Origin of the sequence: Burkholderia singularis (genome assembly GCF_001718875.1) — a bacterium.
Taxonomy (GTDB): Bacteria; Pseudomonadota; Gammaproteobacteria; order Burkholderiales; family Burkholderiaceae; genus Burkholderia; species Burkholderia singularis.
Genome location: NZ_CP013449.1, coordinates 1476136 through 1501608 on the forward strand (window position 1 = coordinate 1476136; position 25473 = coordinate 1501608).

The 25473-nt window shown below is 66.4% G+C and carries 18 protein-coding genes; 9 read left to right on the top strand and 9 right to left on the bottom strand.

The window, feature by feature from the left end; translation table 11 throughout:
• The first annotated feature begins 37 nt into the window (after window positions 1-37).
• From AQ611_RS21935 to AQ611_RS21950, 4 genes are read left to right on the top strand one after another with little or no spacing between them, the layout of a single operon-like run.
• Window positions 38-352, top strand: a complete 315-nt coding sequence (locus AQ611_RS21935) for a hypothetical protein (protein ID WP_082712144.1) — start codon at window positions 38-40, stop codon at window positions 350-352.
• 19 nt (window positions 353-371) lie between these two features.
• On the top strand, window positions 372-590 hold the full coding sequence (locus AQ611_RS21940) for a hypothetical protein (RefSeq protein WP_069236047.1): 219 nt from the start codon (window positions 372-374) through the stop codon (window positions 588-590).
• Window positions 591-605: 15 nt separating this feature from the next.
• Window positions 606-1757, top strand: coding sequence for a DUF2827 domain-containing protein (locus tag AQ611_RS21945; RefSeq protein WP_069236048.1), 1152 nt, complete (start codon window positions 606-608; stop codon window positions 1755-1757).
• A 15-nt stretch (window positions 1758-1772) separates the two neighbouring features.
• Window positions 1773-2924 carry a DUF2827 domain-containing protein gene (locus AQ611_RS21950; protein WP_069236049.1) on the top strand — a complete coding sequence of 384 codons (1152 nt, stop codon included), beginning with the start codon at window positions 1773-1775 and terminating at the stop codon, window positions 2922-2924.
• A gap of 84 nt (window positions 2925-3008) precedes the next feature.
• Here AQ611_RS21950 and AQ611_RS21955 read toward each other — a convergent pair whose 3' ends face one another.
• From AQ611_RS21955 to AQ611_RS21975, 5 genes are all read right to left on the bottom strand, one after another.
• The gene (locus tag AQ611_RS21955) at window positions 3009-4154 is read right to left on the bottom strand and encodes a DUF2827 domain-containing protein (protein ID WP_059520201.1); all 1146 of its coding nucleotides are present in this window, start codon (window positions 4152-4154) and stop codon (window positions 3009-3011) included.
• Window positions 4155-4312: 158 nt separating this feature from the next.
• Complete coding sequence (locus AQ611_RS21960) at window positions 4313-6313, bottom strand: acetyl-CoA carboxylase biotin carboxylase subunit (protein WP_069236050.1); 2001 nt, start codon at window positions 6311-6313, stop codon at window positions 4313-4315.
• 156 nt (window positions 6314-6469) lie between these two features.
• The gene (locus tag AQ611_RS21965; protein WP_069236461.1) at window positions 6470-7255 is read right to left on the bottom strand and encodes an enoyl-CoA hydratase/isomerase family protein; all 786 of its coding nucleotides are present in this window, start codon (window positions 7253-7255) and stop codon (window positions 6470-6472) included.
• Window positions 7256-7265: 10 nt separating this feature from the next.
• Window positions 7266-8873: a carboxyl transferase domain-containing protein gene (locus AQ611_RS21970; RefSeq protein WP_069236051.1), complete on the bottom strand. Its 1608-nt coding sequence runs from the start codon at window positions 8871-8873 to the stop codon at window positions 7266-7268.
• Window positions 8874-8895: 22 nt separating this feature from the next.
• A complete protein-coding gene (locus tag AQ611_RS21975) occupies window positions 8896-10080 on the bottom strand; it encodes an isovaleryl-CoA dehydrogenase (RefSeq protein ID WP_069236052.1) in 1185 nt (394 codons plus the stop codon).
• Between the two features lie 213 nt (window positions 10081-10293).
• On the opposite strand from AQ611_RS21975, the gene AQ611_RS21980 reads away from it, so the two are divergent.
• The 3 genes from AQ611_RS21980 to AQ611_RS21990 all read left to right on the top strand — a co-directional run bounded on the left by AQ611_RS21980 (window position 10294) and on the right by AQ611_RS21990 (window position 12865).
• Window positions 10294-11022, top strand: a complete 729-nt coding sequence (locus AQ611_RS21980; RefSeq protein WP_059520197.1) for a TetR/AcrR family transcriptional regulator — start codon at window positions 10294-10296, stop codon at window positions 11020-11022.
• A 95-nt stretch (window positions 11023-11117) separates the two neighbouring features.
• Window positions 11118-11747, top strand: coding sequence for a hypothetical protein (locus AQ611_RS21985; protein WP_083237560.1), 630 nt, complete (start codon window positions 11118-11120; stop codon window positions 11745-11747).
• 104 nt (window positions 11748-11851) lie between these two features.
• Window positions 11852-12865 carry a DUF2891 domain-containing protein gene (locus AQ611_RS21990; protein ID WP_059520322.1) on the top strand — a complete coding sequence of 338 codons (1014 nt, stop codon included), beginning with the start codon at window positions 11852-11854 and terminating at the stop codon, window positions 12863-12865.
• Window positions 12866-13112: 247 nt separating this feature from the next.
• Here AQ611_RS21990 and AQ611_RS21995 read toward each other — a convergent pair whose 3' ends face one another.
• The gene (locus tag AQ611_RS21995; RefSeq protein WP_069236054.1) at window positions 13113-14570 is read right to left on the bottom strand and encodes an MFS transporter; all 1458 of its coding nucleotides are present in this window, start codon (window positions 14568-14570) and stop codon (window positions 13113-13115) included.
• 543 nt (window positions 14571-15113) lie between these two features.
• Here AQ611_RS21995 and AQ611_RS22000 point away from each other — a divergent pair.
• Entirely contained in the window at window positions 15114-17954 is a 2841-nt protein-coding gene (locus AQ611_RS22000; RefSeq protein ID WP_069236055.1) for a TonB-dependent receptor domain-containing protein, read from the top strand.
• A 251-nt stretch (window positions 17955-18205) separates the two neighbouring features.
• On the opposite strand, the gene AQ611_RS22005 is transcribed toward AQ611_RS22000, so the two are convergent.
• From AQ611_RS22005 to ptsP, 3 genes are read right to left on the bottom strand one after another with little or no spacing between them, the layout of a single operon-like run.
• Window positions 18206-20056 (bottom strand): PTS fructose transporter subunit IIBC, encoded by a 1851-nt coding sequence (locus tag AQ611_RS22005; protein ID WP_069236462.1) that lies wholly within the window; start codon window positions 20054-20056, stop codon window positions 18206-18208.
• A gap of 22 nt (window positions 20057-20078) precedes the next feature.
• Window positions 20079-21389 (bottom strand): 1-phosphofructokinase family hexose kinase, encoded by a 1311-nt coding sequence (locus AQ611_RS22010; protein WP_083237508.1) that lies wholly within the window; start codon window positions 21387-21389, stop codon window positions 20079-20081.
• A 20-nt stretch (window positions 21390-21409) separates the two neighbouring features.
• The gene (gene ptsP / locus AQ611_RS22015; RefSeq protein ID WP_069236057.1) at window positions 21410-23923 is read right to left on the bottom strand and encodes a phosphoenolpyruvate--protein phosphotransferase; all 2514 of its coding nucleotides are present in this window, start codon (window positions 23921-23923) and stop codon (window positions 21410-21412) included.
• Between the two features lie 234 nt (window positions 23924-24157).
• On the opposite strand from ptsP, the gene AQ611_RS22020 reads away from it, so the two are divergent.
• Window positions 24158-25159 (top strand): LacI family DNA-binding transcriptional regulator, encoded by a 1002-nt coding sequence (locus tag AQ611_RS22020; protein WP_059520191.1) that lies wholly within the window; start codon window positions 24158-24160, stop codon window positions 25157-25159.
• The last annotated feature ends 314 nt before the right edge of the window (window positions 25160-25473 follow it).

The window sequence follows — 25473 nt, forward strand, 5'->3', positions numbered from 1 at the left end:
TATTGCGCCGCCGCGTCAAATTGGAGGAAACATGACGATGAAGATCACTTGGACCACGCTCACGTTCGCCGCGCTCGCGGCGGCAGGATGTACTGCGTCGAGTTGGCCGACCTACTCGGTCACGCAGACCCGTCTGCCCGACCATCCAGACGCGTACCGCGTCTCCTGTGGCGGCTTGTTCGGGAAAAGCGCAATCTGCACGAATGTCGCCGCGCGCGTCTGCGGCGATCGCCAAGTCAACACGATTGCGGCCGACGCCGCTTACCGCGATAACGGTCAGCATGACGAACCATTGAGCCTCACGTTCGAATGCGTTTCGACGCCGCTCGCCTCGTCGGCGCCGGGTTCATGACCACTGGCCCGTGACCGGCATGGAAACCCGCACGCACAACGCCGGACGCTTCGCGCGCGGGCTTCTATGTCACAATCTGGCGCGGGCCGATTTGTTCGGCCCGGCGATCCGGCTCGCGTATCCGGCCCGCTCCAGGCGCATTCCGGTCGGCTTGCGGATCGCGCTCGAGCACGCCAGCCGCGTCGCTCTCATCAGTTGCGCATCGACCCGTCGGGCCACCGATGAGGTTCGATGCTGAAAACGGACATAGCCGGTGATCGATCAAGCATCCTCATCGTCCGCCAGACGGCGCGAAAAACGCCCGGCCGTCGGCATCTCGCTGTTTGCCCGTGACGGTCAGGCCATCTGGGAAAGCGGCATCCATCAAAACATTGCGTTTCTCGCGATGCTGCTCAAGCAATCGGACGCAATCGGCCCGGTTTACTTTCTAAATGGCGGCGACGCGAGCAAGCTGCCCGACGGGCTCGATTTCGGCGGCCTCGATATTGCGCTCGTCAATCCGCGCGACGTCACGCACGAACTCGATGTCGTGATCGAGATGGGCGCGCAGCTCGATGTCGGCTGGCTCAACCATATGCGCGCGCTCGGCAAGAAGCTTGTCGCATTCTTTGTCGGCCATACTTATGCGGGGCTGTGCGAGGCGCCGCTCTTCGGGCTGCCGTCGAGCCATGTGTTCAACGGCGCACGCTTCGATGAAGCGTGGGTACTGCAAAAATCGGAGAAGACGTGCGCGCCGCTGCTACGCACCTCATTGCGCACTCCCGTCCATACGATGCCGCACATCTGGTCTTCGTATTTCATCGAGCGCCGCAATGCGCAACTCGCGGCCAAAGGGTTGACCTACGGCTATCGCCCTGGTCCGCGGCCTTGGCGGCTCGCGATCCTCGAACCGAACATCTCGGTCGTCAAAAGCTGTCATTACCCGATGCTCGCATGCGAGGAGTTTTACCGTGCGCAACCGGATGCGGTCCAGCACATGTTCGTCGTCAACGCCATGCACATGAAGTCGCATCCGAGCTTCGTGCATTTCGCGAACGCGCTCGACCTGGTTCGCGATCACAAGGCCACGTTCGAGCCGCGGATCGATCTGCCGTCGTTCCTGTCGTCGCATGCGGATGCCGTCGTGTCTCATCATTGGGAAAATTCGCAAAATTATCTGTACTACGACGTCTTGTACGGCGGTTATCCGCTGATCCACAATTCGCCGCTGCTCAGCGGCGCCGGCTACTATTACCCGGATTTCGACTCGGCGGCCGGCGGCCGCGCGCTCGCCAACGCATGGCAACATCACGATGCGCAGCTCGATGCGTATCGTGCCGCCGCCAACGCGTTGCTGCGCGATGTCGCGATCGACAATCCGTGCAACGTCGATGCGTTCGTGATGCGTCTGATTGCAAAAGCTTGAATCCCGGAGAAAAGCATGTCCGAATCCACCGCTCGCGGCGTGCGTGACGGCAGCAAGCGTGTCGTCGTCGGCGTATCGCTGTTCGTTCGCGGCGCGGGCCAATCGCTATGGGAAAACGGCATCTTCCAGAACTGCCTGCTGCTGGTGCTGCTGTTGCGTCAGTCGCCGCTCGTCGCCGAAGCAGTGCTCGTCAACGGCGGCGGCGGCAATGTGGCCGATCCTCAGATGATGCTCGACGAATGGAACGTTCCGCTGTGGTCGATGGACGAAGCGCTCGCCCGCTGCGACGTGCTGATCGAGATGAGCGCACAGTTCGACGCGAGCTGGATCGCACATTTCCGTGCAAGCGGCGGCAAAGTGGTCACGATGCGGGTCGGCAACGATTATGTGATCGACATCGAGCGGGCGATGTTCGACAAGCCGCCCGGCTTCCTGTTCTCGGGCGCGGCCTACGACGGCGTTTGGACGATTCCCGAATTCGAGCGCTCGTGCCGGCACTATCTCGAGACAGGACTGCGCTCGCCCGTCACGATCGTCGCGCACATCTGGCATCCGATGTTGTTCGACAAGGCCCGCGCAACGCTCGCCCCGCACCTCGAATTCGGCTATCAACCGGGTAAGCCGCGCTGGCGCGTCGCGATCTTCGAGCCGAACATCTGCATGGTGAAGACCAGCATGATCCCAATGCTGATCGTCGAAGAAGCGTATCGCGCGCAGCCGTCGTTTCTCGAAAACACGCGCGTGTGCAACACGCTGCATATGAAAGAACACGCGACGTTCGTGAAATTCGCAACGAACCTCGATATCGTCGCGCATGGCCTCACGACGTTCGAAGGACGCTTCGCGGTGTATGAGTTCATGGCCGCGTATGGCGACGCGGTGGTTTCGCACACGTGGGAGAACGCGCAAAATTACCTGTACTACGAGCTGTTGTACGGCGGCTATCCGCTGATCCACAATTCGCCGTTTCTCGGCAAATGCGGCTACTACTACCCGGATTTCAACTGCCAGCACGGCGGCCGCGCGCTCATCGACGCGTTCCGCAACCACGATGCGCATCTCGATGCGTACCGGGAAAACGCGCGGGCATTGCTCGACTCGGTCAGCATTTACAACGCCGGCAACATCGCCGCCTATACCGACGCACTTGTCGCGCTATATCGATAAACGCGGCGTGCGGCCATGCATCGCATGGCGCGGCATGACGGGGCGTGATGCGGCAAACGCAGGCGTCCGCCGGCCGTTGCCGCATCAGCGGTTTCTGTCGTTAATGAGATTCGCGAGCAGCGTGTCGTATTCGGCAACGAGCGCCGGGCTCTTCGACGTGTAGCGCCGCAGGATCGCCCGCTGCCGCGCCGTATAGCCTTCCCAGTCGTCGTCGTGCTCGCGCAGCGCGCGCAGCAGCGCGTCGACGCCCGCGGATACGTCGTTGCCCGAATAGTAATAGCCGAGATCGGGCGCGAGGCTCGCGTTATGGACAAGCGGATAGCCCTGCCAACAAACGTCGAAGTAGAAGTAGTTCAGCGGGTTTTCCCACTGGTGCGACACGACGACATCGGAGTACTCAGCGAGAAACGTGGGCGTGTCGTAGCGACCGACGAAACTCGCCTTGCTCGCGCGCACGATCTCCAGATAGTTCATCAGCATCGTGAATTCCGGGCTCTCGCGCGCGAGGCGATCGGCGTTCGTCACATGCGTAAATGCGATCGCATCGGGATCGTGGCGATACACCTCGTCGATGATGAGCAGCGGATAGATGCAGCACTTGACCACGTCGAAGTTCGGCTCCATCACCGTCAGCCGCTTCGCCCGCTTGCCGCTCGGCTGGTATTCGCCATGCCCTGCCAGAAGCCGCGTGCGCTCGCCGAGAAACATCGGATCCCAAACGAACGGCACGACGCGTGCCGGACAACGCCGCAACGACTGCAAAAACGGCAACGACGACTGCGCGATTTGCGGAATCGCCCAAATCTCGTCGTAACCGCGATTGATAAAGAGTGACTCCCACATTCGGCGGCCGAATAAAATCGATTCGACCGCGTTAATATATTCGACACCACAGCAATAACTGACGATTTTCACGCCGCGCGCTTTCAAATACGCAGTCTGCTCGCCGTCAATCTGGCCACCAAGCTCGATTAGTACATCGAGCGAATCCTTCATTTCGGAAAACGAACGGGTGCCGAAAATCCGGCGGTCCCATGGCAGCGCGTCGGTGAGCGGAACATCAGTAGTATTGACGAGTGTCACGCGATAACCGCGCGACGATTTCATCAACAATTTCGCTAAAAACAGCGCATTTTGCTTGATGCCGTTGATCCACAGGCTCTCATTCGGCTCGCGCAGGCCGATGGTGATGCCAATACGCAAGCCATTTAAATCGACAGGGGGTGTCATCGCATGCCGGAGGCAAGGGAAAGTTCGCAGTGTAGCGCGCCGCCCGCCTGTTGCGTTTTAAGTTCTACCGCCCGCGTCGCGCGCCCCCATAAATGAGTCTAGCGGACATCAAATAATCGGACTGTCAGATATCGTTAAGGTTTGGCGTCGTCCGGCTGTCACTCTTTGCTCAAAATCAACAACTGCGCACCGTCCGCAACCTGATCGCCGACCGCATACAACACTTCGCCGACGACGCCTGCCGCCGGCGCGCCGATCGTGTGCTCCATTTTCATCGCTTCCATCACGATCAGCGGATCGCCCTGCTCGACCTTCTGCCCTGGCTCGACGAGCACCGCAATCACCTTGCCCGGCATCGGCGCGGTGAGGCGGCCCTCGCCCTCGGTCGAATCGGCCGCATGCTCGAGCAGATCGCGCCATTCGAACGCGCATGCAACGCCCTGACAGAACACATGGAACGTGTCGCCGTCGACATACACGCGCCCGCCCGTGCGCACGCCACCGAACATCACGTCGAAATCGAGCGGGCCGGCGCCGCGCGTCCAAACGAACGGCCGGGCAACGCCATCGATCTGCAGCGTTTGCTCGCCATCGTCCTGCGCGTGGCGGACCGTGAACGCCGCGTCGTCAGCGAGTGCGCGCCATTCGAGCGTGCGCGCATAGCCGCCGTTGAGCCGCCAGTTCGACAACGCGCTCCACGGCGACGCGATCTCGCCGCACCGCGCCGCATCCTGCTCGCGCGCGAATAGCGCCGCGCAGGCCAGCGCGAGCGCGGCAGCGGGCGCATCGCGCGGCGCGAGCAGCGCGTCGCGATGACGCTCGATCAGTCCCGTGTCGAGATCCGCGTCGGCAAACGGCCGGCTCTCGACGATGCGTTGCAGGAATGCCGCATTCGTCTGCAAGCCGACGACTTCGCATTCGCGCAGCGCGCGCACGAGCGTTGCCAACGCCTGCGCACGGGTTTCGCCGTGCGCGATCAGTTTCGCGATCATCGGATCGTAAAACGGTGTGATCGCATCGCCCTCGCGCACGCCGCTGTCGATGCGCACGGCCGCGCCGAGCGCGAATTCCACGCCCGCCGGCAGCCGCAGATGCTTGAGCGTGCCGGTCGACGGCAGGAAGCCGCGCACGGGATTCTCCGCATAGAGCCGCGCCTCGACCGCGTGCCCGCGCACGCGCAACTGCGATTGCTGCAACGGCAGCGGCTCGCCCGCCGCGACGCGCAGCTGCCATTCGACGAGATCGAGCCCCGTGACCATTTCGGTCACCGGATGCTCGACCTGCAGCCGCGTGTTCATCTCCATGAAGTAGAACGTATCGCCCGTCATGATGAATTCGACGGTGCCCGCGCCGACATAGCCGACCGCACGCGCGGCCGCGACCGCCGCCGCGCCCATCGCCTGCCGGACGTTGTCCGGCAGGCCCGGTGCGGGCGCCTCCTCGAGCACCTTCTGGTGACGGCGCTGCACCGAACAATCGCGATCGAACAGATAAACCGCATTGCCGAACGTATCGCCGAATACCTGCACCTCGACGTGGCGCGGGCGTTGCAAATATTTTTCGATCAGCACGCGATCGTTGCCGAAGCTCGCGGCCGCTTCGCGCTGGCACGACACGAGCGCCGCAGCAAAATCCTCCGCGCGCTCCACCACCCGCATGCCCTTGCCGCCGCCGCCCGCGCTCGCCTTCAGCAGCACCGGATAGCCGATCCGGTCTGCTTCGCGCCGCAACAAATCGGCTGCCTGGTCGTCGCCGTGATAGCCGGGCACGAGCGGCACCGCCGCAGCCTGCATCAGCGCCTTCGCGGCGGCTTTCGAACCCATCGCCGCGATCGCGTCGATGGGCGGGCCGATGAACACGATCCCCGCCTCGGCGCACGCACGCGCGAATTCCTCGTTCTCCGACAGGAAGCCGTAGCCCGGATGAATCGCCTGCGCGCCGGTCGCCCGGGCGGCATCGACGATGCGCGCGATTTGCAGATAACTGTCAGCCGCGGCCGCCCCGCCGATATGCACGGCTTCATCGCACGCGGCGACGTGCTTCGCGTTCACGTCGGCGTCCGAATAAACCGCGACGCTGGCAATGCCGAGACGTTTGCAGGTTGCGGCCACCCGGCACGCGATTTCTCCGCGGTTGGCGATCAGGATCTTGTCGAACATGGCGGCTCTGGGAATGGGTGAAAGTAACGGGTTCGGTTGACAGCAGGCTGGCGCTGCCCTATCCGGCGGCGCGCGGCATCCGCTGCCGGACAAACTCGGACATCGGGCGCTCGGCGTGCGCCGCGCCTGCGGCGGCGCGTTGCCTTGGCGGCCGGTTCACGTGCGCCACGCGGGCGCGCGCTTTTCGAGAAACGACGCGATGCCTTCGCGCGCCTCCGCGCCGGCGCGCGTGCGCGCGATACGCTCGGCGGTATCGTCGATCAGCGCCGCATCCAGCGGACGCCCCGCCACGTCGCGCACCAGCGTCTTGCACGCGCGCACCGCCTGCGGCCCGTTCGCGCACAGCGCATCGGCAAGCTTGGCGACCGTCTCGTCGAGCGCGCTGCCCGGCACGCGCTCGTGGACGAAGCCGAGCTGCTCGGCTTTCGCGCAATCGAACACCTCCGCGGTCACAAAATAACGGCGTGCGGCGCGCTCGCCGATCGCACGCACCACGTATGGCGCGATCGTCGCCGGAATCAGCCCGAGACGCGCTTCCGACAGGCAGAATTTCACGCCGTCGGCCGCGACCGCGATATCGGACGCGGCGACGAGGCCGACTCCGCCCGCATAGGCATCGCCGTGCACCCGCGCGATCACGGGCTTCGCGCAGCGGTAAATCGCATCGAGCATCCGCGCGAGCTTGCGCGCATCCGCGCGGTTCTCGTCGTCGGAGAAGCCCGCCATCTTCTTCATCCAGTTCAGATCGGCGCCCGCGCAAAACGCCGGCCCGCGCGACGCGAGCACCACCGCGCGCACGCCTTCGTGCGCATCGAGCCATTCGAACGCGGTCGTCAGCTCGGCGATCATCGTCTCGTTGAACGCGTTGCGCACGTCGGGACGCGCGAGCGTGACGGTCGCGATGCGGCCGTCTTCGGTCACTTCGATCGTTTCGTAGCGCATGACCATGTCCTCACATCCGGAACACGCCGAAGCGGGTCTCGCCGATCGGCGCGTTCATCGCCGCAGCAAGGCCCAGGCCGAGCACGTCGCGCGTCTGCGCCGGATCGATCACGCCGTCGTCCCACAAGCGCGCGCTCGCATAGTACGGATGCCCCTGGCGCTCGTACTGCTCGCGAATCGGCTGCTTGAACGCCTCTTCGTCGTCGGCCGACCATTGACCGCCCTTCGCCTCGATCCCGTCGCGCCGCACCGTCGCGAGCACCGACGCGGCCTGCTCGCCGCCCATCACCGAGATCCGCGCATTCGGCCACATCCACAAAAAGCGCGGGCCGAACGCGCGGCCGCACATTCCGTAATTGCCCGCGCCGAACGAGCCGCCGATGATGACCGTGAACTTCGGCACCTGCGCGGTGGACACCGCCGTCACCATCTTCGCGCCGTGCCGCGCGATCCCTTCGTTCTCGTATTTGCGGCCGACCATGAACCCGGTGATGTTCTGCAGGAATACGAGCGGAATCTTGCGCTGGCAGCACAGTTCGATGAAATGCGCGCCCTTCACCGCCGATTCGGAAAACAGAATACCGTTGTTCGCGACGATCCCGACCGGATAGCCCCAGATGTGCGCGAAACCGGTGACGAGCGTCGTGCCGAAACGCGCCTTGAATTCGTCGAACGCGGAATCGTCGACGATCCGCGCAATCACCTCGCGCACGTCGAACGGCTTTCTCGTATCGGTCGGAATCACGCCATACAGGCTCTTCGCGTCGTAGCGCGGCGGCAGCGGCTCGCGTGCGACGAGCGGCGCCCAAGCACGCGCGCCGAGATGGCCGACGATGCCGCGCGCGATCGCGAGCGCATGCGCATCGTTCTGCGCGAGATGATCGGCAACGCCCGACAGCCGCGTATGCACGTCGCCGCCGCCCAGATCCTCCGCGCTGACTTCCTCGCCGGTGGCCGCCTTCACCAGCGGCGGGCCGCCGAGGAAGATCGTCCCTTGATTCCTCACGATGATCGACTCGTCGCTCATCGCCGGCACATACGCGCCGCCCGCGGTGCACGAACCCATCACGACCGCGATCTGCGCGATGCCTTCGGCCGACAAATTCGCCTGATTGAAGAAGATCCGGCCGAAATGATCGCGATCGGGAAACACGTCGTCCTGGTTGGGCAGGTTCGCGCCGCCGGAATCGACGAGATAGACGCACGGCAGCCGGTTCTCGGCCGCGATCTCCTGCGCGCGCACATGTTTCTTCACGGTCATCGGATAGTAGGTGCCGCCCTTGACCGTGGCGTCGTTGCACACGATCACGCACTCGCGGCCCGCGATCCGGCCGATGCCGGTGATGATGCCCGCGCCCGGCGCGTCGTCGTTATACATCCCGTATGCGGCCAGTTGCGACAGCTCCAGAAACGGCGTGCCCGGATCCAACAGTTGCGCAATCCGCTCGCGCGGCAGCAGCTTGCCGCGCGCCAGATGCTTGTCGCGCGCGGCTTGGCCGCCGCCTTGCGCGAGCCGCTCGATCTTGTCGCGCAGATCGGCGACGAGCGCCTCGAGCGCGGCGGCGTTCGCGCGGAAATCGTCGGCGCGCGGGTTCAGCTTGGATTCGATGATCGGCATCGCGTAGGCTCCACGCACGAAATCAAAGCGTTTGCGCGAACAGCTCGCGGCCGATCAGCATCCGGCGGATCTCGCTCGTGCCGGCGCCGATCTCGTAGAGCTTCGCGTCGCGCCATAGACGGCCGACCGGATATTCGTTGATGTAGCCGTTGCCGCCGAGAATCTGGATCGCCTCGCCGGCCATCCACGTCGCCTTTTCCGCGGTATAGAGAATGACGCCCGCGCAGTCCTTGCGCACCTCGCGCAAATGCCCGCCCGACGACGCCGTATCGAGATGGCGCCCGACCGCGTACAGATACGCGCGGCAGGCTTGGAAGGTCGTGTACATATCGGCGATCTTGCCCTGGATCAGCTGGAATTCGCCGATCGGCTGGCCGAACTGCTTGCGATCGTGGATGTACGGCACCACCGCGTCGAGGCACGCGGCCATGATGCCCGTCGGGCCGCCCGCCAGCACTGCCCGCTCGTAGTCGAGGCCGCTCATCAGCACCTTCACGCCGCCGTTCAGCTCGCCGAGGATGTTCTCGGCCGGCACCTCGACGTCCTGAAACACCAGCTCGCCCGTATGCGAGCCGCGCATGCCGAGCTTGTCGAGCTTTTGCGCGACCGAAAAACCCTTCATGCCCTTCTCGACGATGAACGCGGTGATGCCGCGCGGGCCGGCGTCGGGCTCGGTCTTCGCGTAGACGACGAGCGTGTCGCAGTCCGGGCCGTTCGTGATCCACATCTTCGTGCCGTTCAGCACGTAGCGATCGCCGCGCCGGTCCGCGCGCAGCTTCATGCTGACGACGTCGGACCCCGCGTTCGGCTCGCTCATCGCGAGCGCGCCGACATGCTCGCCCGACACCAGCTTAGGCAGATATTTCTGCTTTTGCGCGTCGGTGCCGTTGCGGTGGATCTGGTTCACGCACAGGTTCGAATGCGCGCCATACGACAACCCGACCGATGCCGACGCGCGCGAGATCTCCTCCATCGCGACCATGTGCGCGGTGTAACCGAGATTCGCGCCGCCGTATTCCTCGGCAACCGTCATCCCGAGCACGCCAAGCTCGCCGAACTTGCGCCACAGATCCATCGGGAACTGATCGGTGCGATCGATTTCCGCCGCGCGCGGCGCGATTTCCTTCGCGGCGAAATGCGCGACCGCATCGCGTAGCATCTCGATATCTTCACCGAGCATGAAGTTCACGCCAGGCAGGTTGCTCATGTCTCCTCCAATGCCAGGAAGTTCGGCGAGGCGCCGGCTTCTGAGTGATGCTCAGATTCGTGCCGCCACAGTTTCAACGCTATATACAGCGAAAATTTTTGCTAGTTTCGCGCGTCGCCCACGCAATCGTCAATAGTTTTCTGAGCGATACTCAACTATCATCGAAACTGTTCCAATCCTGCACCGGCGACGCGAATCCGCCCTTCTTCCGTTATGAGCACGCCAGCCAAGACCGACCGTCCCAGCACACCGCGCGCGCCCACCGGCCCCAAATCGCAGCAGCGCGTGCAGGACATTCTGCGCGCGGGGCGCGCCGTGTTCGCCGAAAAAGGTTACGAGCACGCGACGGCCGCCGAGATCGCGCATCGGGTGGGCGTCTCGGAAGCGACCGTATTCAACTACTTTCGCGGCAAACGCGAACTCTGCGCGCGCGTGATCGCCGATTGGTACGACGAGATCATCGACGCGTTCGAAACCGGCATGCCGCGCGACGCATCGGTACGCCAGCAGTTCGCCTTCATCGTGCGCACGCACTTGCGGCTGATGCTCGTGCACGGCACCGGGCTGTGCGCGCTCGTGCTGTCCGAGGGGCGCGCGAAGCAGCACGCGCTCGCCGACGAGCTAAGCGCGCTGCAGCGCCGCTACACCGCGCCGCTGATGGACGTGCTCGCGCGCGGCCAGGCAAACGGCCAGGTTCGCGCGGACGTGCCGCTGAGCCTGCTGCGCTCGCTGGTATTCGGGCCGATGGAGCACGTGCTGTGGGACGCGACGCTCGGCCACCGCAAGCTCGATATCGACGCGACCGCCCAGCAATTGACCGATCTGCTGTGGGCCGCGCTGCAACCGCCCGAGCCGCAGCGCGAGGCGCTCGCGCGGTTTCGCAGCGACGTCGCGGACGCGATGCGCCGGCTCGACGACGCGCAACGCGCAAGCGGAGCTTGATTCGATACGCGCCCGATTCGACGAGACGGGCGCAATGTGAGACGATACGCGGCCGTTGGATTCTCGTTTCTCCGTTCGTCCGCATGAAGTTTTCGATGTCAAATGCGGCCCTGGCCATCTCGCTGCTGAGCCCAGCCTATGCGAGCGCGCAACCGCTTGGCCAGCCGCAACCGGGCACGACGCGGCAACAACCGCCGTCGCCCCGCCATCCGTCGCCGCCCACTCACGCTCACTCGGCCGCGCTGCGCACGGTCCCACGCGCGGCCGCCGCGCCGGCCGCCTACGCTGTGCGCGCCGCGTCGTCGAGCGTCGAAGCGTCCCACGCGCAATATGCCGCGCCGTTGCAGCGCAACTTCGCGCACGCGCAGGAATATGGCCGGCTCGACGAATGCGACAAGCTCGCATCGCAAATCGACAATCTGATGCGCGCAAGTACGCCGGGAGCGCCTGCCCCGCCGCTGTCGCTGCGCGCACCGGGCGCGGCTTACGATCCCGCGCCGTGGGTGATTCCTGCCGCGCCCGTCTATCTCCCGCCGCCGTCCAGGCCGCTGCCCAAGCAGCAAGGCCGCACGCCGCCGAACGTGCCGCCGGCATACCCGTCCGCGCTGCATCACGATCCCGCCGCCTTTCCCATGACGGAAAAGGACAAGAAGCAGCAACGCGAGCGCAGCGACAGGCAGGCCGAGCTGGAAGCCCGCTACCGGCAGCTGAACTGCCGCCCGTAGCCGGCAAACGGCCGGGCGCGGCCCGAGCGCGTTCGCGCGTCAACCAGTAAGATGATGCCGATCGCGGCGCGCTCCCGCGCCGCGCCCATCGAGTCCATTCATTCATGACCGACAGCCATCTGACGGCCGCGCTCGCGTCGCACTTTGCGCGCGTCGCGCTCGGCCACCTGACGCGCGAATACCCAAACCGGATCACGCATTCGCTCGCCGGGCCACAAGACGTGCGCAGCCCGCGCGAGTTGCATCCGATCTTCTACGGCAGCTATGACTGGCATTCTTGCGTGCACGGCTATTGGCTCGTCACGCATCTGATCGAGCGCTTTCCGGATTTGCCGGAAGCAGCGCGCATCGCATCGGTCGTCGACGAGCATTTCACCGCCGCCAACGCCGCCGGCGAAGCGGCCTACTTGCGCTTGCCGCACAACCGCAATTTCGAGCGCCCTTATGGCTGGGCGTGGCTGCTCGCGTTGTCCGCGCAACTCGCGTCGATGCGCTCGGCGCAAGCGCAGCGCTGGTGCGCGACGCTCGCGCCGCTCACGGGTATCGTCGTCGAGCGCTTCGTCGAGTTTCTGCCGAAGGCGACTTATCCGGTGCGCGTCGGCACGCACTTCAATACGTCGTTCGCGCTGTCGCTCGCGCTCGATTTCGCGCGCGTCACCCAGCATGCGGCGCTGGATGCGCTGATCGTCGAGACCGCGCGCCGCTGGCATCTGCGCGATGCGCACTGCCAAGCCTGGGAGCCGGGCGGCGACGAGTTCCTGTCGCCTGCGCTGATGGAAGCGGAGCTGATGCGACGCGTGTTGCCCGCCGACGAATTCCTGCCGTGGTTCAACGCATTTCTGCCGGCACTCGCTGCGCGCGAACCCGCGACGCTATTCACGCCGGCGACCGTCACCGACCGCAGCGACGGCAAAATCGCCCACCTCGACGGGCTGAACCTGAGCCGCGCATGGTGCCAGCGCTCGCTCGCGCGAGCGCTGCCGCACGACGATCCCCGCCGGGCCGTGCTCGCCGAGGCGGCCGAACGGCATCTGGCGAGCGCGCTGCCGCACGTGACGGGCGACTACATGGGCGAGCACTGGCTCGCGTCGTTCGCGACGCTCGCGCTGGAAGCATAAGGCGGCATGCGGATGCCGCCGGCCGGGTCGCGCCGGCAAGCCGTCCGTGCAGGCAACCGCCGATGACGGCGGCTTCGGCCGCCGGGCAAGTTGGTACGGGCGCGTGAAGCCGCCGGATTCGAGCATCGCATCGCGTTCGGCGCGGCTCAACACGCAATTCGCGATCGCGCCACGGCCCGGCAGGCAAACCGGCCGCCGCAAGCGTGCCGGCGGCACGCTTGCGGCCCCGCGCGAATCATCCGCCGGATCAGCCCGATATCGCCTCGAGCGCGATGCCTTTCGTGCGCGGCCCCATCAGCCCGATCGCGGACATGACAATCGCCATCGCGGCTGCGATAAACACGAACACGCCCGCCGTGCCGAATCCCTTCAACACGGCCGCGATCGCAAAAGACGTGAAGATCGCCGAAAACCGGCTCCACGAATAAACGAAACCGACGGCTCGCGCACGGATCGCCGTGGGAAACAGCTCCGCCTGATAAGCGTGGAAGCTGTACGACATGATGTTGTTCGCAAGCGTCAGCCCCACGCCCAGCGCAACCAGCAGCCACGCCGATGACGTCTGGCTGAACAGCAGCCCGCAGACCATCGCCGCTCCCGCCATCGCGACGATCACGGTCTTGCGCTCGAAACGGTCGGCGATCGCGAGGCCGATCAGCGGGCCAATGGGCGCGGCGAGCGCGATCACGCTCGAATACAGCAGGCTCGTCGTCACGGTGATCCCCTGCTTGACGAGCAGCGTCGGCACCCAGTTCGCGAAACCGTAGAAACCGACGGTCTGAAACACGTTGAACACCGTCATCATCAGCGTGCGCTTGCGATACGGCGGCACCCACATCGCGCTGAAGCGGCCGCGCGGCGCGACCGGCTCGGCGGGTCCGGGCGGCGGCAGCGGCCGGCCATGCTCGGCCTCGACCTTGACCTCCAGCGCCGCGAGCACGCGCTCGGCCTCGTCGAGCCTGCCCTGCTGCGCGAGCCAGCGCGGGCTCTCCGGCAACTGACGGCGAATCCACCAGACGAAGATCGCACCGTGCGCGCCGATCAGCACGACCCAGCGCCAGCCGTCGATGCCGAACGGCGCGCGCGGCACGAGCAGATAAGCGAGCAGCGCGACGACGGGCACCGCCACGAAGCCGACCGCTTGCTCGCAGGCGAACGCGCGCCCGCGGATCTGCTTGGGCACAAGCTCGGAAATGTACGTGCCGATCGTCACCATCTCGACGCCGAGTCCGAGCCCGACGACGAAGCGCCAGAAATTGACGCCCGCGGCCGTGTGCTGGAACGCCATCACGACGTTCGCGGCCGTATAGGCCAGCAGCGAATACGTGAACACCGCGCGGCGCCCGAAGCGATCGGCGAGAAAACCGCACGCGATCGTGCCGACGAACAGCCCCGCGAACAATGCGGCGATGAAGCTCGCGATGCCCGTGGTGCCGAACAAGCCATGCGTCGTCGCGGTAAAGAGGCCGCTTTTCACGAGACCGGGCGCGACGTAGCCGCTGTACAACAGATCGTAGAGTTCGAAGAAGAAGCCCAGGCTCAGCAGCACGACGAGTTTCCAGACGCTGCGCGTGGGCGGCAGGCGGTCCAGGCGCGCCGCGATGGCGCCGGCGTCGAGCGCCGCCGCATGCGTCGGATTCGTCGCCGGTGCACGTCCGGACGCAGGCACGGGCGGCGTGCGCGGGTCGCTATCCGTTGAGATCATGCGGGAGTGTCTCCAGATTCCAGATTCGTGTCGTTGTCGTGTGCCGTGCCGCCGCGGTATCGCCTTCGCTCGTGCCGCCGGCCTGTCGGCCTACCAGTCTGTCGGCCTATTGCCGTCGCGCCGTTGTGAGGGCGGCATGCGGCCGCGCGGCTGCCGGGTTCGCGCATTGTACCGGGGATGCCCGTCGCGCCATCACGGCGCATGCCGGCGCGCGGCATGCTCAGCACAAGACACACCGTGCCGCCAACATTCGAAATATCACATTCATAGCAGAAAAGATCGTTTGATCCGGGATTTCTCTGTCGCTAGAGTCCTCCCCACGCGTCGCCGGACGCGCGTCTCGAAGCGCGCGCCGGGCAACGTCAAGCAATAGTCTGCTCTCGATTCGCGTGTCGCGGTTCGATCGGCGTCCTGATCGACACGCAGACCGGATCGTCGCGAGCAGGGGGGGTTGTCGCGCGCCGCCGCATCGCCGCTCGCCCGGCGACGCCGGGGCCGGGCGGCAGCCGTATGACCTGTCGGTCTGGTCGTCGATAAAACAATATGAACCCGCTTCACGAACCACTATCCTTTACGAGGAGGGGCGCGCTCGCGCTCGGCCTGTCCTTGATGTTGTTCGCCATGCCCCCGGCCGGCGCGCAACCAACACAAGCGCCGGCCGGCACGGCTGCCGGTGCGTCCGGCGCGGCCAGCGCCACCGCGGCAACGGCGGCATCCGGCACGGTCGCCGCCGCGCGCGAAACGCCCGCGCAGCAGCCGGTTGCGTCGCTCAAGCAATTCGTCGTGACGGGATCGCGGATTCCGCGCACCGAAAAGGAAGGCTCGACGCCCGTGACGGTGATCACCGGCAAGGAACTCGACGAAAAAGGCTACCGCAACGTCTTCGACGCGCTCCAGCAGCAGACGCAAAATACCGGCTTCACGCAAGGCTCGGACTACGGCAACACGTTCACGCCGGCGGCCAACGCGATCAGCCTGCGCGGGCTCGGGCCGAACCACACGCTCGTATTGATCGACGGCCACCGGCTCGCCGATTATCCGATCGCCTATGACGGCAACGTGAATTTCACCAATCTCGCGAACATTCCGTCCGCGATGGTCGAGCGCATCGAGATCCTGAACGGCGCGGCGTCCGCCGTGTACGGCTCCGATGCGATCGCGGGCGTCGTCAACATCATCATGAAGAAGCACATCAACGGCGTCGAAGTCAACGTCAAGGGCGGCGGCGCGACGCGCGGCGGCGGCGAAAACGGCCGGCTGCAAATCACGGGCGGCAAGGAACTCGGCGACTTGAGCGCGGTGTTCGGCCTGGAAGTCAGCAAGACCCGGCCGATCTGGGCACGCGAGCGCGACTTCATGTCGTCGGAGACGCTCGAAGGCGAGACGCCGAGAATCGTCTGGTCGCGCCGCAACCTCGACACCGGCAAGTACTTCAACGCGTCCGGCCCGTGCAGCGCGCTCAACGGCATTGGCGCGTTCGGCGGCTCCGTGTCGAGCGTCACCGGCGGCAAGGGCACATACTGCGGCTCGGGCCAGGCGCTGCCGGCGTACTGGACCACGCAGACCGACAATAGCAGCGAAAACCTGTACGGCGGCGTCGAATACCGGCTCAACGAACACGCCACGCTGTTCGGCTCGGTGTCGGCCGCGTTCAACCAGACGGAGAACAATACGCGCGGCCCGAACTGGACATCGCTCGGCGGATCGACCGGCTATTTCCACAATGCGCTGACGGACGCGAACGAGCAATGGACCAAGCGCTTCTCTCCCGAGGAAATCGGCGGCGTGACGAACTGGAACAAGCGCTGGGACGATCGCTTCGGCAACCTGATTACCGGCATTCGCGGCACGGTGCCCGGCACCGGCACCTGGAACTACGAGTTGTCATATAGCGCATCCGGCTATCAGAGCCGCGCGACGCGACCGATCCTGCGCGCCGGCATCGATTCGTACTTCCTCGGCCCGCAACTCGGCACGACCGCCGACGGCACGCCGATCTACGCGCCCGATCCGTCGCGCTTCTCGTCGCCCGTCACGCCCGGCCAATTCAGCTCGCTGTACGGCCAGTCGAGCAACCAGAACAACACGTGGACGCAGACGGTCAGCCTGTCCGGCAACGGCGAGCTGTTCAAGCTGCCGGCGGGCGCGGTCAAGGCCGCGGGCGTGATCGAGTACGGCACGCAAGGCTTCAGCAACACGGTCGACTCCGCGCTCAATCAAGGCGCGTACTACAACCAAAACGGCATCTACGGCGCGAGCGGCAACCGCAAGCGCTATGCGGCCGAGTTCGAGCTGCGCATCCCTGTGTTCAAGCAACTGATCGCGAACGTCGCGACCCGCTACGACGACTACTCGTTTGCCGGCACGCGCAATCACAAGTTCACCTACGATCTGGGCATCGAATACCGGCCGCTGCGCGAGCTGCTGTTGCGCGGCAATTACGGAACGAGCTTCCGCGCGCCGGACATGAACTACATCTTCCAGGCCCCGACGAAAGGCTATTTCGAATCGACCACGGACTACTACCGCTGCGCGCAGTCGGGGCAGCCGATCGCATCATGCCAGTATGCGCGGGTATCGCCCGGCTCCAATTTCGTGCAGATGGGCAATCACAATCTGAAGCCGGAAAACGGCAAGTCGTGGAGCGCGGGTTTCGTGCTCGCGCCGACGCCGGACATCGATCTATCGGCCGATTACTACAACATCCGGATCGACAATCTCGTCACCAACATCGATCCGGACAACCTGCTGCGCACCGAATCGGCGTGCCGCAGCGGGCAATTGAACGCCAACTCGGTCGACTGCCAGGACGCGCTGCGCCGCGTGGTCCGCAACCCGCTGACGGCCGTGCTCGATCCGGGCGCGATCAATACGATTCTCGTGAATCCGATCAACGCCGCGATGGAAAAAACCACCGGCTTCGATCTGACCGGCAAGTGGCGTTTCCGGCTGCGCGGCTGGGGCACGCTGCTGTGGACCGTCAATTTCACGAAGGTGCTGAGCCACAAGTATCAGGAGAACGCGGGCGGCGCGGTGGTGGACGTGCTGCACTCGCTGCAGAATCCGACCGGCAACCCCGAATGGCCCGACAAGCTGATGACGAGCGTCACGTGGTCGCTGCCGAAATGGACGACGACCGTGCAGGTCGAGCGCTACGGCAAAGTGCCCAATGCCGCACAGACCGCGTATCTGTCGCCGACGACGCTCGCGAACCTGAGCGTGTCGCATCAATTCACGAAGGACACGTCGCTGACGCTTGTCGTCAATAACGTGTTCGATACGATCAAGCACGACGATTCGAGTGGATGGCCTTACTACCCGGTCGGCTACTACATGCCTTACGGGCGCACGGTTTGGCTGGAGTTCGCGCACCGGTTCAACTAAGCGGCGCGTGCCGCGCGGCTGGTATGCGCACGGCTGGCGTGCCGGCGGCTGGCGGCTGGCATGCTGGCGGCTGGCGGCCCTATAGAATGGCGGCGCCCCCGCCGCAGCGCACGGCCGCGAACGAACGGTGCCCGATGTGCCGCCCACTCACTGTGGCGTCCGATGTATCGCCGCCCGATGCGCCGCCGCCATGCGCACAGCGCGCGTTCACGCGTTGGCCAGCATGCTCGCCTGCCAATACGCCGCCACGCTCAAGCGCCCGCCGCCTCAGCGGGCCTGCGCTTGAGCACGCCCACCGCCACCGCCGTCACGAGCGTGCCGACGACGATCGCGAGCGCATACACGCCGAGATGCGTGACCGCATTCGGAATCGGCAGCACGAAAATCCCGCCGTGCGGCACTTTCAGCTCCGCGCCCGCCGCCATCGAGATCGCGCCCGTGACCGCCGAGCCCGCAATGCACGCGGGAATCACGCGCATCGGATCGCGCGCCGCGAACGGAATCGCGCCTTCGGTGATGAACGCGATGCCGAGCACCGCGGCCGCATTGCCCGCCTCGCGCTCCTCGGCGCCGAAGCGGCTGCGGAACAGCCAGGTCGCGAGCGCGATGCCGAGCGGCGGCGTCATCCCGGCAGCCATCGTCGCGGCCATCGGCGTGTACACATGGCTTGCGATCAAACCGGCGCTGAACGCGTAGGCCGCCTTGTTGACCGGGCCGCCCATGTCGAGTGCCATCATGCCGCCCAACAGCGCGCCCAGCATCACCGCGCTGCCCGTCTGCATCGAGCGCAGCCAGCCTTCGAGCGCATGCAGCACGGCGGCGACCGGCGTGCCGACCACATAGAGCATCAGCAGGCCGACCACCAGCGTCGACAGCAGCGGAATGATCAGCACCGGTTTCAATCCTTCGAGATTGCGGTGCAGCTTCAAGTGGCGATTGATGAGCAGCGCGGTGTAACCCGCAAGGAAACCCGACACGATGCCGCCGAGAAAACCCGCGTTCAGGCTCGCCGCGAGCATCCCGCCGACCATGCCCGGCGTGATCCCGGGCCGGTCCGCGATCGAATACGCGATATAGCCGGACAGCACCGGCACGATCAGCGCGAACGCCGATTTCGCACCGATCTGGAACAGCGACCATGCGAGTGTGCCTTTGTGCGCATCGTCGAATGCGTAAATGCCGCCGAGCGCAAACGACAAAGCAATCAACAAACCGCCCGCAACCACGAACGGCAGCATAAACGACACGCCCGTCATCAAATGACGGTACGGGCCGCCCGCTTTCGCGGCGCGCGCCTGCTTCGCGGCCGCGACCTGATCGACGAGCGGCGCGGCGTTCGCACTAGCCCCGGCCTGCGCGCCGCCTTCGACGCTCGCCTCGGCGATCGCCTTGTCGAGCAGCGCCGCGCCCTTGCCGATCGCGCTTTTGGTGCCCGTCTGATAGAGCCGCTTGCCGATGAAGCGCCGCTTGTCGACTTGCGTGTCGGCGGCGATCACGACGAGATCGGCCTCGGCGATTTGCGCATCGGTCAGCCGGTTTTGCGCGCCGACCGAGCCCTGCGTTTCGACGTGGATCGTATGGCCGAGCGCGCGCGCGCCCTGCGTGAGCCCTTCGGCCGCCATGAACGTATGCGCGATGCCCGTCGGGCACGACGTGATCGCGACGATTTTCAGCGCACGCGCGCCGGATGCGGCGCCGGCGCCATTCGTCGACGATGCGCCGGCGGCCGGCGTCATGCCGGTTGCCGCCGCATCCGGCGCATCTGCCGCCGGATGCGCAAGCGCGGCGGCAGATGCGCCGCCTGCCGCGCGCGCCAGCACGCCGTGCGCATCGCGGATCGCATCGTCGAGCGACACGCGATGCAGCTTCTTGCCCGCAAACGGCGCTTCGTCGATCGTGGTGACGCCATCGGTGGCAATCAGCACCGCGCTCGCCGCGTCGATCTGCGCGGCCGATACCGGCGTCTGCACGCCGAGCGCGCTGCGCGTCTCGAGCGTCAACGCAATCCCCTGGGCGCGCGCCGCGCGGCTCAGCGCGTGCGACGCAAAGGCCGGCGCGACCGTTTGCGCGTCCGCCGCCACGAATCCGATCAAATTTTTCATTGCTGTCTCCGGCATGCCCGGCTCATAGATCAACGACAACGCCATCCGCGGACGCGGTCAGCGTGAAACGCTCGACTTCGACTTGCGCCGCGAGCGCGTCGAGCGTGGCGCGGTCCGGCAAATGCGGGCCGACGCGCGCGAGCTTGGCCGCCGCGAACGCGCTCGCGCGGCGCCCCGCGTCGCACCACGTCCGCGCCTCGGTCAGACTCGCGACGAGCCCGGCGACGAACGCGTCGCCCGCGCCGACCGTGCTCGCGACACGCACGCGCGGCGGCGTGGCGCGAAAGCCTTCGAAGGTGACGGGCGCCGCGCGGCGCGGCGGCGATGCCGCGGCGCTGTCGGCCGCCGTCGCTGCTGCCGCCGCGACCGCGGTGGCGGTCGACGCCACCGTTTGGCCGGCGGCAGCCGCAACAGGCGCCGGCAGCGACGCTTGCGCGGCGCTCGATGCAGCCCGTGCGTCGAGCGGCGCTTGCGCGTGCCATGCTGCCGCCGCGCCCGCTTTTTCCGCTTCGCCGGACGCCGTCACGCCAAGCGCGCCGCGCGCGCCAAGCGACACGGCGACATACCCGATTCCCCGCGCCGCCAGCTCGCAAGCCGCACGCGCGATCGCGCCGTCGTCATCGCCGAGCGTGCGGCCCAACGCGGCCTCCAGCTCGGCGAGATTCGGCTTGACGAGATCGGGCAGCTCGCGCGGATCGGCGGCCGCCAGCGCATCGGCAAGCGGCGCGCCGCTCGTATCGAGCGCGACGCGCGCGCCCGCGTCATGCAGCATGCGCGTCGCACGCCGGTAAAACGACGCGTCGACGCCCGGCGGCAGGCTGCCCGCGAGCACGAACCAGCAGCCCGGCGCGGCAAGTTCGGCCAGCCGGCGCTCGAGCGCCGCGACGTCGCCGGACGTGGGCCGCGACGTCGCGAGATTGACGTCGGTTGTCTCGTCGCGCGCCGGATCGACGAGCTTCACGTTGATGCGCGTGCGGCCCGCGATCCGCACGAAGCGATCGGCGATGCCCTTGTCGGCGAACATCGCGTCGAACACGGCGCTGTCTTCCATGCCGAGCAAGCCGGTGGCGATCGTGTCGATCCCGTAGTCGGCAAGACAACCGGCGACGTTCACGCCCTTGCCGCCCGCGTTGAATTCGAGCGACTCCGCGCGGTTCACGTCACCGAGCGTCAGATTCGCGACACGCACGGTCTGATCGAGCGCGGGGTTCGGCGTGACGGTCACGACCGTCGCACGGGGCGGGGCGGCCGAAACACCGGCCGCGTCGGGTTGCACGCCAGCTTTCGAACCGGTGGTTGAATCGGTGGTTGCAGTGGTGGAATCAGCGTTCATATCGGTTCCGAAATCGCCTCTCATGCGGCCGCCCGCGTATCCGCGGCATCGAGCGCCCGCACCGCGTCGACATCCCCGCAATCGAGCGCGCGCTGCGCGAGCGTTTGCAGCGCGTCGAGCCGCGCGCCGCGCAGCCGCGCCTTGACCGCCGCGATATCGCGCGCGCTCATCGACAATTCGTCGACGCCGAGCCCCGCGAGAATCGATGCGCCGAGCGGATCGCCCGCGAGCCCGCCGCACACGCCGACCCACTTGCGATGCCGGCGCGCGCCGTCGACGGTCTGCTTGATCATCCGCAGCACCGCCGGATGCAGGCTCTCCGCATTGCGCGCCAGCTCCGGATGTTCGCGATCGATCGCGAGCACGTATTGCGTGAGATCGTTCGTGCCGATCGAGAAGAAATCGACGAGTTGCGCGAAATGATCGGCGAGCGCGGCGGCCGACGGCGTCTCGACCATGATGCCGAGCGGCACCTTCGGCGCCTCCAGCTCCACGCGCACCGTCTCGGCAAGCGCGATGGCCTGCCGCGCGTCGTCGAGCGTCGACACCATCGGGAACATGATCGACAGCGGCCCATGCTTGGCCGCGCGATAAAGCGCGCGCAATTGCGCAATGAACAGATCGGGACGCCGCAAGCACAGACGCACTCCGCGCACGCCCAGGAAAGGATTGGTTTCGTGCGGCAGGTTCAGGTACGGCACCTGCTTGTCTCCGCCGATATCGAGCGTGCGGATGATCAGATGCCGGCCGCCGCTCGCGTCGACCATCCGGCGGTAGCAGTCGTATTGCTCGTCCTCGTCGGGCGCGTCGCGGCGCTCGAGAAACAGGAACTCGGTGCGCATCAGGCCGATACCGTCCGCGCCTTGCGCGAGCGCGTCGGCAACCTGGTCCGGCCGCGTGATGTTCGCGCCGATCTCGATCACATGGCCGTCGAGCGTCGCGGCGGGCAGCGCACGGTTCGCGCTCGCGCGCTTGTGCTCCTCGATCAGCCGCAGCTGCGCTTGCCGCGCGCGTTCAGCGTCGCGCGCGGACACGCCGACGAACAGCCGCCCCGCGTTGCCGTCGAGCACGGCGTGCGAGCCGTCGGCAATCTCCAGCAGCTTCGCGCCGCAGGCGACCGCCGCCGGCACGCCGAGCGTGCGCGCGAGAATCGCCGTATGCGACGTCGGGCCGCCTGCGACCGTGCAGAAGCCGAGCGTCACGGCGGGATCGAGCTGCGCGGTGTCGGACGGCGTCAGATCCTCGGCGATCAGGATCGAAGGCGCGCCCGCGCCCGCATCGGCGCTGCCGCCCGCGCCCGCTTCACCGAGATGCCGCAACACGCGCCGCGCGACATCGCGCAAATCCGCCGCTCGCGCGGCGAGCAACGGATCGGGCAACGCGGCGAGCCGCGCCGCCTGCGCGTCCGCCGCGCGATGCCACGCCCACGCGAGCCCGTGGCCGTCGGCGACCAGCCGCGCGGTTTCGTCGAGCAGCGCGGTATCGTTCAACAGTTCGCGCTGCGCGACAAAAATCTCGCCCTCGGCTGCGCCGAGGCGCGCCGCCGTCGAACGGGCGAGCGCGTCAAGCTCGGCGGCCGTATCCGCGAACGCCTGTTCGAGACGATGCGACGCGTCGAGCGGATCGCCCGGGCGGTCCTCGATCTCGAGCGCCGCCGCGCGCAGCACGCGCACCGGCCCGATCACGAGGCCGGGCCCCGCGCCGATGCCGTCGATCGCCGTCGCCGGGTCCTCCGGCGCCCACAGTGCGGGCTGCGCCTGCTGCTTGCGCGCCTGCGCGGCGGCCGCGCGCGCATGCTCTTCGGCCGCGAGCGCCTCGATCGTGCGCGCCAGCGCCGCAAGCGCATCGGCCGCATCGACGCCCTGCGCGGACACCACGAGCGCCGCATTCGCGCCCGCGCCGAGTTGCAGCAAGCTGACCAGGTTCTTCGGGTCGGCCGCCACGTTGCCGTGACGCACGCGCAGCGCCGACTGATAGCGCTTGGCGGTCGCAACCCATGCGCTCGCGGGCCGCGCATGCAGGCCGTGCGGATAGTCGAGGATCAATTCGATGCGATGCTCGTAATCGGCCGGCGTCGCCGCGACCACGGCCGCGCTGCCGTTGCTGCCGCCGTTTAGCGCATCGACGATCACCTGAGTGTCGCGCGCCTCGAGCAACCGTTCGAGCTGCGCCGGATCGCCGATCAACCGGGTCAGACGCTGCAACAGCGCAATGTGCTCGTCGGACTGCGCGGCGATCGCCACCACTAGCTTCGCGCGCTCGCCGCCCTGCCACTCGACGCCGGCCGGCACTTGCAGCACCGCGACGCCCGTGCGCCGGATCAGGTGACGATCCTCCTGCAATCCGTGCGGAATCGCAACGCCGCTGCCCAAATATGTATTCGATACCTGCTCGCGGCCAAGCAGGCTATCGACATAGCCGGGCTCGATGACGCCTGCCGCCGCGAGCAGCGCGCCCGCCTGACGGATCGCATCGTGTTTCGAGTCGGCGCCGGCACCGAGCCGGACCAACTCCGCAGTAAGCAACGGCGGCATCGCGTCTCCTGAATTCAGTCGTTCTAGATGCACGTATTGGAATCGATACCACTTCAATCGTCAAGCGTTCCCCGATTTCCGAAAACTGGGTGAAATGCGCAGCAACCCCATATAGAATAGGCAAACGGCCTGTCCACGACGGGCGGATGCGTGATGAATCACCTAGCATTCCGCCACCTGGAATCAGGGTAAATACCGACCAGAAGAGAAATCGATTTCAGTCATTTCAGTCGTATGGCGCTACGAATCAAGGATGTCGCACAAGCCGCCGGCGTGTCGGTCACGACGGTTTCGCGCGTGCTGTCGAACAACGGTCCGGTACGCGATGCCGTGCGGCAGCGCGTGCTGGCAGTGATCGAACAGCTCGACTACCGGCCGAACGCCGCCGCGCGGCGGCTGCGTTCGGGCGATACCGCAACGATCGGCCTGATCGTGTCGGACGTGCGCAATCCATTTTTTACCGAAGTGAGCCGCGCCGTCGAAGACGCCGCATACGAACATGGCATGCGCGTGATCCTCTGCAACACCGACGAAGATCCGGAAAAGGAAGCGATGTATCTGCGGCTGATGGCGAGCGAGCGCGTAACGGGCGTGATCTATTCCCCCACTTACGATGCCGCACGGCGCTTCGATGCGCTCGCGCATGCGTTTCCGGTCGTGATGATCGACCGCGCGGGCCCGGCGGGCACGGCCGACGCGGTCACGCTGGATAACCGCGACGCCGCGACGCAACTCGTCGAGCACCTGATTGCGCGCGGCTACCGGCGCATCGCGGGCCTGTTCGGCAATGCGAGCACGACGGGGCGCGAACGGCACGCGGCGCTCGTCGACGCGCTGCGCGGCCATGGGCTGTCCGCCGAAACGGAATTCGTCGATCCGAATCCGCACGCCGCGCAGGCGCACGTGTCGGCGTGGCTGTCGGGCGACGCGGCGGCGCGCCCCGACGCGATCGTCGCCAGCAACGGGCTGCTGCTGCTCGGCGCGTATCGCGCGCTGCGCGAACGCGGCGCGCGCGTGCCCGACGATGTCGCACTCGCCGGCTTCGACAACGATGCGTGGACCGATCTGGTCACGCCCGGCGTGACGGTCATTGCACAGCCCGTCTACGAGATCGGCAGGAATGCGATGCAACTGCTCACGCAGCGGCTAGCGGAGCCGAAGATGTCGACCCGGACGCTGGTGCTGCCGGGAGAGCTGATCGTCCGGGGCTCGACAGCGCAGCGGCAGCGGGCGTGAGCGTGCCTGAGCGGGTGCGGGCAGGTTGACGGCAGCCGTCGGACTCAAACAGGCAGCCTCGCGCGATCGGCTGACATGCGGACGATTAGCCGATGTTTAATCGATGTTTAGCGGATATTTAGCGCAAGGCCAGGCAAACATAAGCAAATGATGCGGGCTTGAGCCGGTGCCGAACGCACGGCAGGCGCACGCAATCGCAACACGCCAGCTGTCACGAAAACATCGGCCGCCGGACGGGTAACCGGCAACGCCCGCGCGGCCATCGGCGGACGCCCGTTTCGCCCAAAACCCGGCGATGGCGTCCGCCACCGGCA

What these genes read in the sequence shown, in the direction of transcription:
- AQ611_RS21975 (WP_069236052.1), bottom strand. Translation starts at nt 10,080, where the DNA reads ATGAGCAACCTGCCTGGCGTGAACTTCATGCTCGGTGAAGATATCGAG.
- AQ611_RS21985 (WP_083237560.1), top strand. Translation starts at nt 11,118, where the DNA reads ATGTCAAATGCGGCCCTGGCCATCTCGCTGCTGAGCCCAGCCTATGCG.
- AQ611_RS21965 (WP_069236461.1), bottom strand. Translation starts at nt 7,255, where the DNA reads ATGCGCTACGAAACGATCGAAGTGACCGAAGACGGCCGCATCGCGACC.
- AQ611_RS21995 (WP_069236054.1), bottom strand. Translation starts at nt 14,570, where the DNA reads ATGATCTCAACGGATAGCGACCCGCGCACGCCGCCCGTGCCTGCGTCC.
- AQ611_RS21955 (WP_059520201.1), bottom strand. Translation starts at nt 4,154, where the DNA reads ATGACACCCCCTGTCGATTTAAATGGCTTGCGTATTGGCATCACCATC.
- AQ611_RS22010 (WP_083237508.1), bottom strand. Translation starts at nt 21,389, where the DNA reads ATGAACGCTGATTCCACCACTGCAACCACCGATTCAACCACCGGTTCG.
- AQ611_RS21990 (WP_059520322.1), top strand. Translation starts at nt 11,852, where the DNA reads ATGACCGACAGCCATCTGACGGCCGCGCTCGCGTCGCACTTTGCGCGC.
- AQ611_RS22020 (WP_059520191.1), top strand. Translation starts at nt 24,158, where the DNA reads ATGGCGCTACGAATCAAGGATGTCGCACAAGCCGCCGGCGTGTCGGTC.
- ptsP (WP_069236057.1), bottom strand. Translation starts at nt 23,923, where the DNA reads ATGCCGCCGTTGCTTACTGCGGAGTTGGTCCGGCTCGGTGCCGGCGCC.
- AQ611_RS21980 (WP_059520197.1), top strand. Translation starts at nt 10,294, where the DNA reads ATGAGCACGCCAGCCAAGACCGACCGTCCCAGCACACCGCGCGCGCCC.
- AQ611_RS22000 (WP_069236055.1), top strand. Translation starts at nt 15,114, where the DNA reads ATGAACCCGCTTCACGAACCACTATCCTTTACGAGGAGGGGCGCGCTC.
- AQ611_RS21960 (WP_069236050.1), bottom strand. Translation starts at nt 6,313, where the DNA reads ATGTTCGACAAGATCCTGATCGCCAACCGCGGAGAAATCGCGTGCCGG.
- AQ611_RS21940 (WP_069236047.1), top strand. Translation starts at nt 372, where the DNA reads ATGGAAACCCGCACGCACAACGCCGGACGCTTCGCGCGCGGGCTTCTA.
- AQ611_RS22005 (WP_069236462.1), bottom strand. Translation starts at nt 20,056, where the DNA reads ATGAAAAATTTGATCGGATTCGTGGCGGCGGACGCGCAAACGGTCGCG.
- AQ611_RS21935 (WP_082712144.1), top strand. Translation starts at nt 38, where the DNA reads ATGAAGATCACTTGGACCACGCTCACGTTCGCCGCGCTCGCGGCGGCA.
- AQ611_RS21970 (WP_069236051.1), bottom strand. Translation starts at nt 8,873, where the DNA reads ATGCCGATCATCGAATCCAAGCTGAACCCGCGCGCCGACGATTTCCGC.
- AQ611_RS21950 (WP_069236049.1), top strand. Translation starts at nt 1,773, where the DNA reads ATGTCCGAATCCACCGCTCGCGGCGTGCGTGACGGCAGCAAGCGTGTC.